This is a genomic window from Alicyclobacillus suci (assembly GCF_017329615.1).
GTDB lineage: Bacteria > Bacillota > Bacilli > Alicyclobacillales > Alicyclobacillaceae > Alicyclobacillus > Alicyclobacillus suci.
The window spans coordinates 50,933-65,034 of sequence record NZ_JAFMTW010000001.1 but is presented as its reverse complement, the minus strand read 5'-3'; the positions used below and the strand labels follow the sequence as shown (position 1 = coordinate 65,034).

General features: G+C 44.8%; 12 protein-coding genes. 6 read left to right on the top strand and 6 right to left on the bottom strand.

Features of this window, described 5'->3' with window-relative positions; translation table 11 throughout:
• Positions 1–76: 76 nt before the first annotated feature.
• A complete protein-coding gene (locus J3482_RS00430) occupies positions 77–1,066 on the bottom strand; it encodes an aldo/keto reductase (RefSeq protein WP_206921897.1) in 990 nt (329 codons plus the stop codon).
• 358 nt (positions 1,067–1,424) lie between these two features.
• A complete protein-coding gene (locus tag J3482_RS00425) occupies positions 1,425–2,015 on the bottom strand; it encodes an SDR family oxidoreductase (protein ID WP_206921896.1) in 591 nt (196 codons plus the stop codon).
• A gap of 496 nt (positions 2,016–2,511) precedes the next feature.
• On the opposite strand from J3482_RS00425, the gene J3482_RS00420 reads away from it, so the two are divergent.
• The 3 genes from J3482_RS00420 to tnpB all read left to right on the top strand — a co-directional run bounded on the left by J3482_RS00420 (position 2,512) and on the right by tnpB (position 5,251).
• Positions 2,512–2,991, top strand: coding sequence for a TetR/AcrR family transcriptional regulator (locus tag J3482_RS00420; RefSeq protein WP_206921962.1), 480 nt, complete (start codon positions 2,512–2,514; stop codon positions 2,989–2,991).
• A gap of 281 nt (positions 2,992–3,272) precedes the next feature.
• On the top strand, positions 3,273–3,713 hold the full coding sequence (locus J3482_RS00415; RefSeq protein WP_206921895.1) for an MFS transporter: 441 nt from the start codon (positions 3,273–3,275) through the stop codon (positions 3,711–3,713).
• 362 nt (positions 3,714–4,075) lie between these two features.
• Positions 4,076–5,251, top strand: a complete 1,176-nt coding sequence (gene tnpB, locus J3482_RS00410; protein WP_206921894.1) for an IS200/IS605 family element RNA-guided endonuclease TnpB — start codon at positions 4,076–4,078, stop codon at positions 5,249–5,251.
• A 296-nt stretch (positions 5,252–5,547) separates the two neighbouring features.
• On the opposite strand, the gene J3482_RS00405 is transcribed toward tnpB, so the two are convergent.
• The 3 genes from J3482_RS00405 to J3482_RS21440 all read right to left on the bottom strand — a co-directional run bounded on the left by J3482_RS00405 (position 5,548) and on the right by J3482_RS21440 (position 11,176).
• Positions 5,548–6,912, bottom strand: a complete 1,365-nt coding sequence (locus J3482_RS00405; RefSeq protein WP_206921893.1) for an APC family permease — start codon at positions 6,910–6,912, stop codon at positions 5,548–5,550.
• 295 nt (positions 6,913–7,207) lie between these two features.
• The gene (gene hmpA, locus J3482_RS00400; protein WP_146821910.1) at positions 7,208–8,425 is read right to left on the bottom strand and encodes an NO-inducible flavohemoprotein; all 1,218 of its coding nucleotides are present in this window, start codon (positions 8,423–8,425) and stop codon (positions 7,208–7,210) included.
• Between the two features lie 294 nt (positions 8,426–8,719).
• A complete protein-coding gene (locus J3482_RS21440) occupies positions 8,720–11,176 on the bottom strand; it encodes a glycoside hydrolase (protein ID WP_206921892.1) in 2,457 nt (818 codons plus the stop codon).
• A gap of 189 nt (positions 11,177–11,365) precedes the next feature.
• On the opposite strand from J3482_RS21440, the gene J3482_RS00390 reads away from it, so the two are divergent.
• The 3 genes from J3482_RS00390 to J3482_RS00380 all read left to right on the top strand — a co-directional run bounded on the left by J3482_RS00390 (position 11,366) and on the right by J3482_RS00380 (position 13,426).
• A complete protein-coding gene (locus J3482_RS00390; RefSeq protein WP_146821946.1) occupies positions 11,366–11,689 on the top strand; it encodes a PadR family transcriptional regulator in 324 nt (107 codons plus the stop codon).
• Between the two features lie 4 nt (positions 11,690–11,693).
• A complete protein-coding gene (locus J3482_RS00385) occupies positions 11,694–12,422 on the top strand; it encodes a VanZ family protein (protein ID WP_146821912.1) in 729 nt (242 codons plus the stop codon).
• 77 nt (positions 12,423–12,499) lie between these two features.
• Positions 12,500–13,426: a phosphotransferase enzyme family protein gene (locus J3482_RS00380; RefSeq protein WP_206921891.1), complete on the top strand. Its 927-nt coding sequence runs from the start codon at positions 12,500–12,502 to the stop codon at positions 13,424–13,426.
• Positions 13,427–13,493: 67 nt separating this feature from the next.
• On the opposite strand, the gene J3482_RS00375 is transcribed toward J3482_RS00380, so the two are convergent.
• The gene (locus J3482_RS00375) at positions 13,494–13,847 is read right to left on the bottom strand and encodes a hypothetical protein (protein WP_146821914.1); all 354 of its coding nucleotides are present in this window, start codon (positions 13,845–13,847) and stop codon (positions 13,494–13,496) included.
• Positions 13,848–14,102 lie beyond the last annotated feature (255 nt).

Here is a 14,102-nt window from a genome sequence, read left to right as displayed (position 1 = left end):
GACAATCCATTTGTGGAACTATGTCCACATCGACAGTAGCGCGTTTTAAATAAATCAACCAAAACCTGACTACCCGTTATTTGCCCGTTCTATTTGCGTATTCTGAACCTGCCGGATAGCGATCTCCCGCAATCTCGATTTTCGAGAGCGCGTCGTTCAAATCACTTAGTTCCTCGGGAGTCAGCACAACGTTCACTGCACCAAAATTTTCTTCCAGGCGCTCCAATTTGCGCGTGCCGGGAATCGGAACAATCCATGGCTTCTGGGCAAGCACCCATGCGAGTGCGATTTGAGCCGGCGTTGCGTTTTTCCCTGCAGCAATCTTCTTTATCAGTTCGACCAAAACTTGATTTGCTTCGAGATTCTCCGGTTTGAAGCGAGGAACAATGCTGCGGAAGTCGGATTCAACGAATGTTGCATTCTTATCAATTGTTCCGGTAAGGAAGCCCTTGCCCAGCGGGCTGAATGGAACGAAGCCGATTCCGAGTTCCTCAAGCGTAGGCAACAGTTCTTCTTCAGGAGTTCTCCACATCATTGAGTATTCACTTTGAATTGCAGTGAGCGGCTGAACTGCGTGTGCACGGCGAATCGTTTGCACTCCTGCCTCCGAAAGCCCCCAATGCTTAACCTTACCTTCCTGGATCAGATCTTTCACGACTCCCGCTACCTCTTCGATTGGCACCTCCGGATCAACTCGATGCTGATAGTATAGGTCAATCGCTTCAACTTTAAGGCGTTTGAGCGAGCCTTCGACGGATTGCCGAATGTGCTCCGGTTTGCTGTCAAGCACCTGCTTGCCATTTACCATTTTGATACCGAATTTGGTGGCGATGACCACCTTTCCCTTGAATGGGGCAAGCGCTTCTCCTACGAGCTCTTCATTCGTGTATGGTCCGTACACTTCGGCAGTGTCAAAGAAAGTAACGCCACGGTCAATCGCCGCATGGATCAGCGAAATCATCTCATTCTTGTCTGATGCCGGACCATAACCATGACTCATTCCCATGCAACCGAGCCCGATAGCAGAAACTTCGAGTCCACTTTTTCCTAATTTACGTTTTTGCATCATTTATCTTCCTTTCTGTTGACAGGCAATTTACCGCTCTTGACGCGTAGGACGAATAATCATCTCATTAATCGCGACGTCAGATGGTTGTTCTATTGGACATAACAGATGACACGATCCTTTCTGGCGCATATTGAATGCACAGTAATCGACTTCCCTATATCCAGCTTCCCACACATAATGAACGTTGATTAATTAATGTACGACTGTCCAATATTATAAACGCACGCATGATGCTTGCAATGGTTAAATGAATGCGATTTGTTCATTAGTGAACAGACGAATGATAATTGTTCATAAACCTCACTGCACCCAAAAAAGGCACACCAATATTTTGGCGTGCCTTCTCGTCAACTCATTAACGCACAGGTTTGTTTACCCCCAAGCTGCGACGAACTTCCAATTCGGGCGATGTAGCTAATTTAACAACCAAGGCTGCAACACTCTTACGCGATACTTCATGCCCTTTGAATGGTTCGCCTTTCTGAGTTGTCTCGTAATCAATTTCATCTTTATTGGTAAACCATCCGGGTCTCAAAATCGTATAGTCGAGGTCTGATTCTTCAATAATAGTAGCTGACCTTCGATATGGTTCTAATATGCTTCCATACTTTTCTCCCGGGACTTCATCATAAATTCCCATTGAACTGATCCAAATTAGACGTTTAACGCCAGTCGCGTTCATTGCCTCCACAATGTTTTTTGCCATTGGTTCCAGATTGCCAGCTAGATTGGCATAGACAACATCCTGTCCAATCATGACTTCTTTTAATTTTTCAATATCCATAACATCGCCTTCGATGATTCGAACGCGGTTTGAATCAATGTTTCTGAGTCTGCGCGAGTTACGCAGATAAAGCGTCAACTGGACATCCGTTTCGTTTAGAAATAAATCAATAGCAATCCGTGCGATTCCGCCGTTTGCTCCAAGGATCAAAACATTACTCAAATTCAAAACTTCCTTTCAATAATTTGGATGTACATGAATCGACTTCCTCATATCCTGCTTGCCGATAAAAAGACAATCCTGATTGGCTTGCCTCTTCTTCGCACTTCATTTCGTTGTGTTGTATATGAGCACTAAATATCAAGTTTACGGTTACTGAGCCATTTCACGATTTCAGGATCGTTATGTGAAAAGAACAAGCTCTTTTTCGTACTTGGGACACTTAGAACACGGGTCATAATAGTCATGTTTTTTCTCACTCCTTAGCACTGGTAAAGCCAAGCTACTCACATATAATGGACATTGATATTTTAATGAACACCTGTGTAGTATTATAAACAGATGCAGGATGCTTGCAATGGTTAAACAGAGCACATTTGTTCATTAATGAACAAATGTATTATAATTATTCATAATCCTAAAGGAAGTTTGGTGACCCAAAGTGGATAGACGAATACTCAAAACTCAAGAAGCGTTAAAGAGAGCGGTTATTGGACTAATGGCTGAAAAAAACTTTGATGACATTACGATACAGGATATTTCCGACAGGGCAAACGTTAGCCGAGGAACCATCTATCTTCATTACGTTGATAAATTCGATCTACTGGATAAGCTTATTGAAGAACACATTAACGAACTCCGGGAAATCTGCGAATCGGCAGATGAAATGGATTATAAAGATGCGAATCTGCCCTGGTTCGAATACCTTGAACGTAATTATTTATTCTTTTCGACGATGTTGGCCAGCAAAGGTGCCCCTTATTTTCGTAATCGGTTCGTTGAGTTTCTCATCGAAGAGTTCAAGGATGAAGTGGATACAACAAAAGGAATAAATCATGGATTAAATGAAGATGTTGTTCTTCAATTTATCGTGACGTCTTATGTAGGGGTAGTGGAATGGTGGATCACGAATGGAATGCTTTTGCCACCTCATGTTATGGCAGAACAAGTGGGGTTATTGTTAGAGAGGAATCTATAAGTTAGAATGGTTTTTTCACCTCGAATCTCACTGCTAATCGTCTCATCTGTCCTGCGCAAGGCTGCCAATCCGGCAGCCTTGAATTCCGATTGTGTATTGATACTCACCTATGATTGGGACCCCTTCTGTCGCTAAACTGCCCTATAACGCAATAAGATGTCACTATGCTTTTGCATGGATATGCAGAATACACGAATAAAACAGCACGGCGTTGTTCTGCAAATTAGAACCGCGGAAAACACCCCTATGTCTCGACAGTATTGTTCAGTGGACCGACTTCCTTGGGTCTTTTATGGACGTTATTTGCAATAGGCGCTGCATCGGGGAGCTTCGTCTTTTCCTATAAAGAATGGAAATTTTCTACTACAAAATCATTATTAGTTATTATTATACTTTGGGGAGTTATTACATTGGTTTTTGCATATGCATCATCTTTGCTTCTTGCATCAATCTGTATGGTTATCGCCGGAGTAATTTTCTCGCCTTGGGATGCTCTTGTTACCACTGCAAGGCAAAACTCAATTAGTTTGGAATTACAGGCTCGAGTTTATGGAGTTACGAGTTCCATTACTACTCTAGGTATGCCTTTAGGTGCATGGCTGACAGGACTTGTACTACCCTATTACGGAAAAGAAGTAGTAATGACCGTTGCCTCAATCGCAACAATATGTTTAGGGCTGCAAGGATTTACTTGGTCTATATTTCGTCAATTAGATGGATAAGCACATTTGCATGCTCACGTCTTCCCAAGATATGATTGGGAACCAGAAGAGAGGAAGTTTTATCCCGTTTGGCAGTATCCAATAGAAATGTGGACCATGCCAGCAGTACAGTATTGTGATGAGAAGCATTTATCTTTACGGCAACAAATTGCGGCGAAACTGACCGTTTTGATGGAGAAGGATTAAAATGTCGATCAATAAATTTGTGGCAATCATCTTGAATCATAGGGTGCATGATCGACAGAGGATTTACAATTATCAGTTGAGCCGTAAAACCCCTAGCTTCAGCCATGGGGATATCAGGCGCTCGCCGCTAGGCGAAAGTATCTAATCTTTACACCGTAGTATGATAAAATGTAAATATGAGGAGAAAAAGAGCTTACCGATACCGTTTCTACCCAACAGAAGAGCAAAAACAAATTCTCGCCAAGACATTTGGCTGTGTTCGCTATGTCTATAATTGGGGCTTACGCCTCAGGACAGATGCCTACTACAACGATAGTAAACGTCTGTACTATAAAGATTTGTCTGCTCAACTCACGGCACTGAAACGACAGAAAGAGACGGTATGGCTCAATGAAATATCCAGTGTCCCTCTCCAACAGGAGTTGCGTCATTTGGATCGCGCCTTCATCAATTTTTTTGAAGGGCGTGGAGAATATCCGACATTCCACAAGAAGCGTGGAAAACAGTCTGCGACATATGCGGCATCTGCATTCAAGTGGAATGGAGAACGTCTTACGCTGGCGAAGATGTCAGAACCGCTCAATATTCGGTGGTCGCGTGATTTTGTTGGCACTCCTTCCACGGTGACAGTATCTAAAGACTCAACGGGTCGCTATTTTGTATCCATTCTTGTTGAAGAAGAAATTGAGCAAAAAGAACCTGTGAATACGCAAGTTGGTATTGATCTTGGGCTTACGGATGCGGTCATTGTTTCAACGGGCCAGAAGTTCGGAAATCCGCGTTTCTTTCGCAAGGACGAAAAAAGGTTAGCCAAGGCACAAAGACAACTTGCAAGGAAACAAAAAGGTTCCAATAATAGGGCAAAAGCGCGTCTCAAAGCTGCCCGTATTCACGCCAAGATTGCGGATCGTCGTTTAGACTTCCTGCACAAACTCAGTACGCGGTTAATCAACGAGAACCAAGTGATTGCCGTCGAGCGTTTGCAGGTGAAGAATATGATTCGAAATCACCATCTTGCAAAGTCAATTGCTGACGTTGGATGGGGTGAATTGATACGGCAACTCGAATATAAAGCGGATTGGTACGGTAGAACGCTCGTCAAAATCGACAAGTTCTATCCATCCAGCAAGCGTTGTTTTGACTGCGGTCACATCATGCCGAACATGCCACTCCACATTCGCAATTGGACATGTCCTGAATGTGGAGAGCATCACGACAGAGATGTAAACGCCGCGCAAAATATCTTAGCGGCTGGGCAAGCCGTATTAGCCTGTGGAGAAGCAGTAAGACCCGCTCGAAAGCTGAAAAGCCAACGAGAAGGCAAGCCTCAACGAAGCAGGAAAGCCAACTAGTGATAGTTGGAATCCCCTGCCTTTAGGCATGGGGAGAATGTCAAGCCAATCCAGTCTCCTCGTGAGAATCGTTCTTGGTGGATAAAGAAAATCAATGCTATCTTGCTTTGAAATTTGGTTCGCCACCTAGTGTACACCGGACAACGAATGGATCTAATTTAGCTACCGTCCATGGGATAAAAGAAATTCAGGGCCCTGCGTGTTCTATTCAGTCTAAGCGCAGAAAACCACCGAGGACCTCGTGTTTTTACGGAACCCTCGGTGGGAGTAAAAGGAATTTGTACATCTTAGCGATTTTATATTTTGGTCGTTATGCTTTCCGTCGGCTGCTGGTTGGCTGTAGTCTCACGTTTATAGTTCATGTACAGGTAAAACGGTATTCCCGCTAGTAAGAGTAAAAATCCATACATAACTGTTTTTGCACCTGAGCCATAAATCGCCCAGCCCGCATAGATAAAGCCGAGCAGAGGGATCAATGATACTTTGATGAACTTGGACACATTGACCGTGCCATGCATTTTCTTCATTAATCGAATTTCGGAAGCGGCCGTCATAGCATATACGGGGAGATAACTCAGTGTAGCCAGTAAGACCACAAAATTAAAGGCTGAGTTAAAGCTCTTCGTATAATTCATCAACAGTAATATGTTCGCTAAGACGGATCCAATAATCAGTGCCATGTACGGCGTCTGGTATTTGGAATGCACTTTAGCAAATGGTTTCGGGAAGACGCCGTCCACGCCAGCTGCGTAAGCAATGCGGGCGGTGGATAGAAGCCACCCTACGGTAGTGCCCAAGATACTGACGACAGCAGCTACCGTAATCAGTCGACCAATCCCTGTTCCGAAAAACTGAGCAAGAATGTCCGAAATTGGGGCAGAACTTCCTGCAAGAGCTCTCTGATTCATTGCACCCATAGCAAAGAAGTTGATGGCCATATAGAGTACCGTCGCAATCGATATTCCAAGAATCGTGCTTCGGCGTATGTTTTTTTGCGGATTGCGAATTTCTCCTCCGGCAACTGTAGCACTTTCGAGACCGATGAAAGCCCAGAGTGTCGATGACGCGGCGACAGAAATTGCGCCAGGACCCTTGTGCGCCGGGAATAACGGCGTCAGATTGCTTGGGTGAAAGTGAAGCGCTGCAACGATGATAAACCCTAAAAATAAGGCAATCTCAAACGCAGTGATGGCTGTTTGGATTTTCCCTGCCAAACGTACGCCTAAGATGTTAATTAGGGTGAATATCCAGAGAATCGCACTGGTTGTAATGAATCCAATCAGATGATTGCTGGCAATCGCCGGTATGAGATTTCCTGCATAGCTTGCGATTGCAAGAATGACGGCGACATTTCCAATCCATGAACCATTCCAATACAGCCAGGCATTGATAAAGCCAATGAAATCGCCAAAGCCTCGTTTGGAAAATTCATAAGGTCCACCGCTTTGAGGATAGCGTGTACCTAAATTTGCAAACGACAATGCTAGAAATATTGAACCCATGCCTGTCAGTATCCATGCAATCATCGTTGAACCGGGTCCAGATTCTTGAGCCAGTGTAGCAGGCAACATAAAGATTCCGGAACCCATCATGTTGCCAGCGACTAACGCCGTGGCGATGAATAGTCCAATGCCTTTTCTGAGTTGATTTTGGTTCTCCACGTGGGACGGCATCTCCTTAGAAATGTAGAATTATACATTTGCAATTGCATTTTGATTTAACCTTAGATAAGGTAACATATCAGCGTTGCTTTATTCAAGTGCAGTAATGACGTGATAAAGCAAGCGTCCGATGCGCATAATCGTGATGGTCATTGTGGCACTGGTACATGTTTTTTAGTGGACTGTGGGAATGAGGAAGGGAATACAACGGTGTCCTTGTTTTTATCAGATTATCTATGGTCGACCAATCACTGTCGATTGGTCGACCGTTGCACATGTGTGTTGGAAACGTCACTTAGTCTGTGAGGGCACCTTGAGGACCGAAGAATTCGTAATGAATTTGGTTGTCCGGAACGCCCCATTCTTTGAGCGCGCGGTACATGGCCTTCATAAAAGGCGTCGGGCCGCAAAAGTAGAAATCGGAATCTACAGAAGTGATTTGTTTTAACCAATTGAGATTGACAAATCCTTCTTTGGCGAAGTATCGATGTGCTTTGTCCTGTTCACGCGGCGTTTCGTATACCACATGGTAGTGTAGGCTCGGATTTGTTTCGGCTAAGGTATTTAGGTCCTCTTGCAATCCGTGGAGTCCACCATGAATGGCTGCGTGGATATATGTGACGGGGTGTCCTGGTTGTTCTTGTAACAGTGTTTTGACCATGCTCACCAACGGTGTCATGCCAACGCCACCACTTAAGAAGACAACCGGTTTAGTAGCGGGTTTGTTCATCACAAAATCTCCAGAAGGCGCACTTGCATAAAGCACGTCCCCTTCGTTCACATGTTGATGCAAATAACTAGAAACAATCCCAGCAGGAATGTCCCCGCGTCCGTCTTCGCGTTTTACACTGATGCGGTAATACCCTTTTCCAGGCGCATCTGACAGACTGTAGTGGCGTCGTTGTGTGTGTGTTTCCTCTGGAACATCGACTTTGAATGTTATATATTGTCCGGGATGGAAATCTGCAATGTCCTTTCCATCTTGGGGCACTAAGTAAAACGAAGAGATAACTTCACTTTCTCGCACTTTTTTTTGCACGACAAAAGGCCTAAATCCGTGCCAGCCACCTTTTTGCGTTTCAACTTCCCGATACATTTCTTGTTCAACACTGATAAATACGTCGGCAATGACCCCATAAGCCTGGGCCCAAGCGTCGATAATGTTATCCGTGGCTGCATCTCCCAGCACTTCTTTAATGGCTTTTAGCAAGTTTTCTCCGACAATCGGGTAATGGTCTGGAAGAATACCTAGTGCGCGATGTTTATATGAGATCTTCTTTACAGCGGGAAGAATTTCTTCTAAATGATCGATGTGGGCGGCGGCAGCATATACTGCATTTGCCAACGCGGTTTGCTGGTTGCCTTTTCTTTGATTCATTTTGTTAAAAATGTTGAGTAACTCGGGGTGGTTTTCAAATAGGAGTTGATAAAATCGCGTTGTGATGGCAGTTCCGTGTGTTTCGAGAACAGGCACAGTCGATTTGATGATATCCCTAGTTTCTTGACTGAGCATTTGCAGGCCTCCTCGTATGTGATTAAAGTGTTCGTCCAGTTGCGATTATAATGGTGATGAAGATATAAAGATATATATAAAATACATCTTTTGTGGCTGTTTTTTGGACAAATGTATTTTCAGGCAATTGAGTCGCGAGTATGCGTGAAAATTGATTAAGCCAAAAAAGGTTTGTTGCACATCCCTGAAATTGATATGTCCTCTTTTATCACATTTGACAATACTGAAAGAGGCTTTGTGATATCCGACGATGGCAGATCCGGCTGGCGAACCGGATCTGCTGTCGTATCCGTATCAATTGTGCGGTGTGTAAATTTCGGTCTTGCCGCTGTTCAGCCAGTCAATCAGGACACTTTGCGGAGGAATATGATGGTTTTCCGCAGAATATGTCTTGTCCGAGTAATTCGCAATAATCTCCAGTTGATTGCCGTAAGTCGATTTTTGCACGAGGCGGTCACTTGTCAACCAACTGAAATTCGTCATTGGCAATTCAGCGGCCTTCTGCTCGACTGGAGACCAGACTTTGTAATAGCTCGAGATCTGGTCTTTTTCTTGGTTCCACGTGTCCAAATTCAAGTGATACAACGGGGGCACGTCGTACAGTAATTCGGTGAGCGAACGGGTATTGTCCGCACCTTGAATTTTTAGGCTTCCACTTAGCCAATGATCAGATGCGATGACCGAATCGTGGAACACGAGTTCATACATCGGCAAATTGTATTCTGGGTTGATGAAGACGTCGTAATAAAGTTGTTTGATGGGTACTGGCTTCATAAAAATCGTTGGTGCTTCCGGCGGCCAGTAGGAGCCCCAATCGTATGGTGAGGATTTGTCTTTCATGTCGGGATCCATCCAATTGAACGCAGGTGTCACCATTCCTTGCGCAAAGTCCACAGACGATGCAGAAAACCAGTTACCCTCCTCGGTACCGACGACCATGTTTTGATTGTCGAAAAACTGCAAGCGTTGGATAATGGCGTTCATCTGCTGCTGTTCTGTTGCGGGATGGGTCTTCGAATAGTCTTCATAGAAAGTAGCGTCTCCATCGGAATCGACAAACCACGAATTGAACTTGATGTTGTTCATAATCGAGGCGAATCGCTGTTTTACATAGGGCATCATGATGGTCGGTTCAGTTGCGTACCCTTGACCTTGGAACCCAGCCACTTTTGTACCATCTGCGTTCACGATGGCGCCATTTTTGTACAAAGATTCGTTAAAAAGGGCTGTGTCAAACGATGAATTCGCCGGGTTTTGCGGATCTTGTACCGTCGTGTAAGAATCGTATGTCGCGACAAGGTAGCCTAATGATTCGGCTTGCTTGACGAATTGCGGGTGTCGATAACCCATTTCCCAGTCCGAGAGCCCTAACCATAGGTGGTTTAAACCCGCGGCGTGAAGGTCGTTTACCATCTGGGTCGAGACGCCGTCGCCCCACGCTGGCACAGGGGAAAACTGGCCAGGAAATGCATCGTATAGCAATTCATCGTTCAGTTGATACAGACTCGTTTCGTTGAGGGACGATATGGGCTTTTGTAAGAGATTTTTTGCGGTTGAGTCGAGATTTACATGTTTCCAAGCCGCCTTTTGATAAAAATTGCGCATATCCAATAGTGCACCAATGTCTTCGGTAAGTTGGGTCTTTTGATAGTTGTCTGCGTAATCCTGGGATACAATTTGCGAAATTGCATTCTGATCGTCTTTGCTTAAAAGCTGCCAGATGCGCTTTCCTGGTGAGTTGCTCGTTGCTGTCGAAGCTTGCAGAATCGATTTTGCAAAAGTGACCCAGTTTTTCACGTCTGCCGGCGAGAATTCGTCGCTGCCCCAAAGGTAGACGAAGGCGGACCCGAGTAGTTTCTGTACGGACGGGTTCTTTTTAATTTTCTCGCTGAGTGTTACGAATTGATGGTTGTCGATGAGTGTCTGACGGTAGATTTCCGCAGGTTCATCGGGGTTATTGCCACCAAGATAAACGGCCATGCCATATGGCTGATTGATTGTTTTTTGCGTGAAATGATGTGTGATGCCCATTCCTAATTGCGAGTCGTCATTGGCGAATTGGACATCGTCATTGAAAGGATTGTCCACTCGGTACGTCATTGTGTAATTCTTCCCCTGAACACCCCAGAAAGGCATGGAGAGAACATTGTTTAATTCGTCGTTTTCATTTTTGGTTAGAAACTGAATCCACGTTTGATTGTGCGTGGGTACGTAGCGCCCTTCCGCTAGAGGGAGCATCATTGCTGTACTGTCGTTGTCTTTTCCGAGAACTGGCCAAGTGATGGATGTCTGTTTGCTGGCGTTTATCTTTACTTCCAGACATTTGTTCACAATTTGTACGACAACCGTCAATCCTTTGCTTGGAATCTCCCAGCTTGCACTGGTGCCATTGGCCTTCACATTCCTCACTTGTAGTGCCGGCTGCGCTTCGGAAATCGTCTCAAGTGATTGCCTGTTTACGCCCATCTGGAACTGCAGTGTGCTTGGATGGATCACAATTACGGCGGCGCCCGTCTTGAGTTGAATTGGTTGCCCAGATACCGGACGTTCGTCGGAACTCGGTTGAATCTTCGTCGCATTTGATGTGTTCTTCACCGCCGAGACGATAGCTGCAGCGGTGGGTACGGGTGTTGTGCTTGACTTTGTTGAAGAGGCAGTATTCGGTTGCGCGACTGTTGGTGTACAGCCGGCAAGAAGTAGTGTACCTACGCTGATTACTGATAGTGAAAGTTTGGGAAATCTTTTTTGCACGACAGGTTCCTCCGAATGATAGTTTGATGAGTTGAGTGTCTTCTTCGCATAGGATAGTATCACGATGTACATCGTGATACAAGGTATTATATTTTCGTGTATAATGCATGTAGGTATCGAGCGGGATCGATGGGCGTTGCGTCTGTGGCAACGGGTGTCGAGAAGTGATTGGGAAAGCAGGTATTGCCGATGGATAAGGAACTGTTGAAGGGAAGTTTGGATCTTCTGTTGCTGTCACTGATTTCGAAAGAAGATCAGTATGGTTACGACTTGGCGAAAAAAATCAAGGCGTTCAGTAACGACTTATATGAGATTGGGGAAGGTACTTTGTATCCCGCGTTAAAGCGGCTTGAGTCAAAAAAGGCGATTGAGTCGTATTGGGGAGCGTCTGACACGGGCGGTCGGCGAAAATATTATCGTTTGACGAAAGAAGGCAGTAGGCTTCTTGAAAGTAAGATGTCAGAGTGGAATTTCCTTCACCAGTTGATTGAACTTTGTTATCGGGAAGGGTAAGGGCATGGATTTTCAAACGTATGTCATCAATGTGACGGAGGGTCTTCTGTGCTCTAAGCGCGAGGCACAGGCGATTCGCGATGAGTTGATGGATCATTTGGAGATGTTGAAAGCGGAGTTCATTGGCGAGGGGCACGATGAAGAAAAGGCCGTTGAAATGGCAATACGTGCTTTTGGGGATGAAAATACGGTCCGCGCCGGTTTGCTCGATTCCCTCCCATTGGTGGACAAGTATTGGCGCTGGCGGGTGATGGGCGCGGGGGTTGCCTACGTCATTGCGCTGGTTTACGTGCTGCTGCTCGACCCACAACGATTCGTAGAACGTTCGTTTATCCGCGAGCGGGAGTCACGATTTCCGCAGTATAGCTATGTGTTTCACAATGGTGTCTTATTTCACACGATTCAGCGCTACTTTGTGGATTTTCACGACTATGGATTTTATGTGACTTTTTCAGTCTTAGGTGGAGATATTCTGCTTTACTTGCCGTTGGGACTATTTTTGCCACTTGTGTACGCAGAGTTTCGGCGGGTTTTGCCGTCTTTGGCGCTCATCTTCATCGTCAGCGTGTTTATGCAATTGATTCAAGGCTTTTTTCAGCTCGGGCGATTCGATGTCGACGCGATATTCCTGAATTGCATAGGCGGAATGATGGGTTATGGCTGTTATCGGCTCATTGCCTATGCTGTGCGACGTTATAAGCGCCGCCTCACGAGTTCTTTACGAGTTGAGTAGTTCGCTGGGCAATCTATCACAGCCGACGAGAAGAAACTTGTGCCACTGTATGACATTGTTTCAGGGAGGTGGGCCAAATGCAAGATTACGAATTGGATTTTATTGTTCACGCTTATTCGTGGCCGGAGATGGATACAACGGTTCAGCCATTACAGTATGGCGAAAATAACACTTATGTGGTGAATACGCCAGGCGGAAAGTACGTGACAAGACGTTACAGACAAGGTAGGTATTCAGTACACGAAATTCGCGCGGAACTCGAATGGATGGAACGGTTAGGAAAATATATTGCGATACCTAGGGTAATCAGGAATCGGTACCGTGATTCAGTTTCGAGACTGGTCATGCCCAACGAAGAATTCTTCTATGCAACGTTCGAATTTATCGAAGGTGATATCATAGAGCATCCAATATCTCTCGATTATTACAATCTCGGTCGTTTGATGCGGAACATACATAGCAGTGCAGATTTACTTGTAAGTGAGTTCACCACTGAATGGCAAGCGTGGAATCGCCCAGTGTATGATTTGCAATGCACAGTTGAAATGCCCTTGCGCAATTTATTAAAATTCAGCGTTTTGACCGAGGCGGATAGGAATCGGTGTGTTAACATTGCAAAGGAACTGAGAAGTAGCTTTGACTTTCTTCGTCCAATTCAACAATTCATTCATGCGGACATACATTTTGGGAACATTTTGGTAGCGCCAGATAAATGGTATTGCCTCGATTTTGATGAATGTGGATTTGGACACCGAGCGATGGATATCGGTGTGATACGGTTACATCTCAAAAATAACGAAGAATCTCAGGACTACTGGGGACATTTTCTAGATGGATATGGGGGCGGATTTAGTAGGGAGGAAATTTCTTTAGGAACCGCTCTTCGAATATTCTACATGGCTGGAAAAATTCCGCTGCGTCAGGACATAGAGCATTTAAGGCAGCGACCAGACGAGCGGATTCGAAAGTATTTGAGATGGATTGAGTCAGAAATTTTTGATTAGGCTTGTGTAATCGCCTTGTATTCGAATGAGACCGCGACGGATTTACCGTATGCGGTCTTTTTTATCTTTAACTAGCTCGGGATGTTTTATTATGTTTGAGTACAATTCTCATTTGTCGAAGTTCCAATTTTAACATAGAAATAAGTGCGACTCGTTCACGCGCGTCGTCGAAAAACTCTCCTTCACCACGCTGGATTTCTGCAATAGACTGCTCCACATGGCGAATTGCTTGCAGTAGTTCATCTCGAGAATAAGATGTGTACGGATTCTTGCTATTGGAGTGATATTCGATGGGTTTACGACGTTTGTCGTTATACACGAAAATGTGCTTCCATTTCGTCGTTGAACCACTCTCGGTTACCCAATGACCCGGCGCAAGCTTTTTCGGATCTAGGATAGTAGGCCGGTTAATTGATTTCATTCGATCACCTCAATAACCTACAATACCACACAATTTAGGTGTACGAGAATGAGACAAAGAGGAAAATTCACGTTGCGTTGGGTTTTGTCGCGCTTGGATAGACGACTATCAAGCGTTGTCCGGATCCCGCAATTTACCATAATGTAGGTTGTTTATGTTTCGATTAGCACAAACTAATTATTGACGTTAGCTATATCAAACTGTATCATTTGATTTGTAATGGTGACTAAATTAGTCACCATTTACTTAGATGTA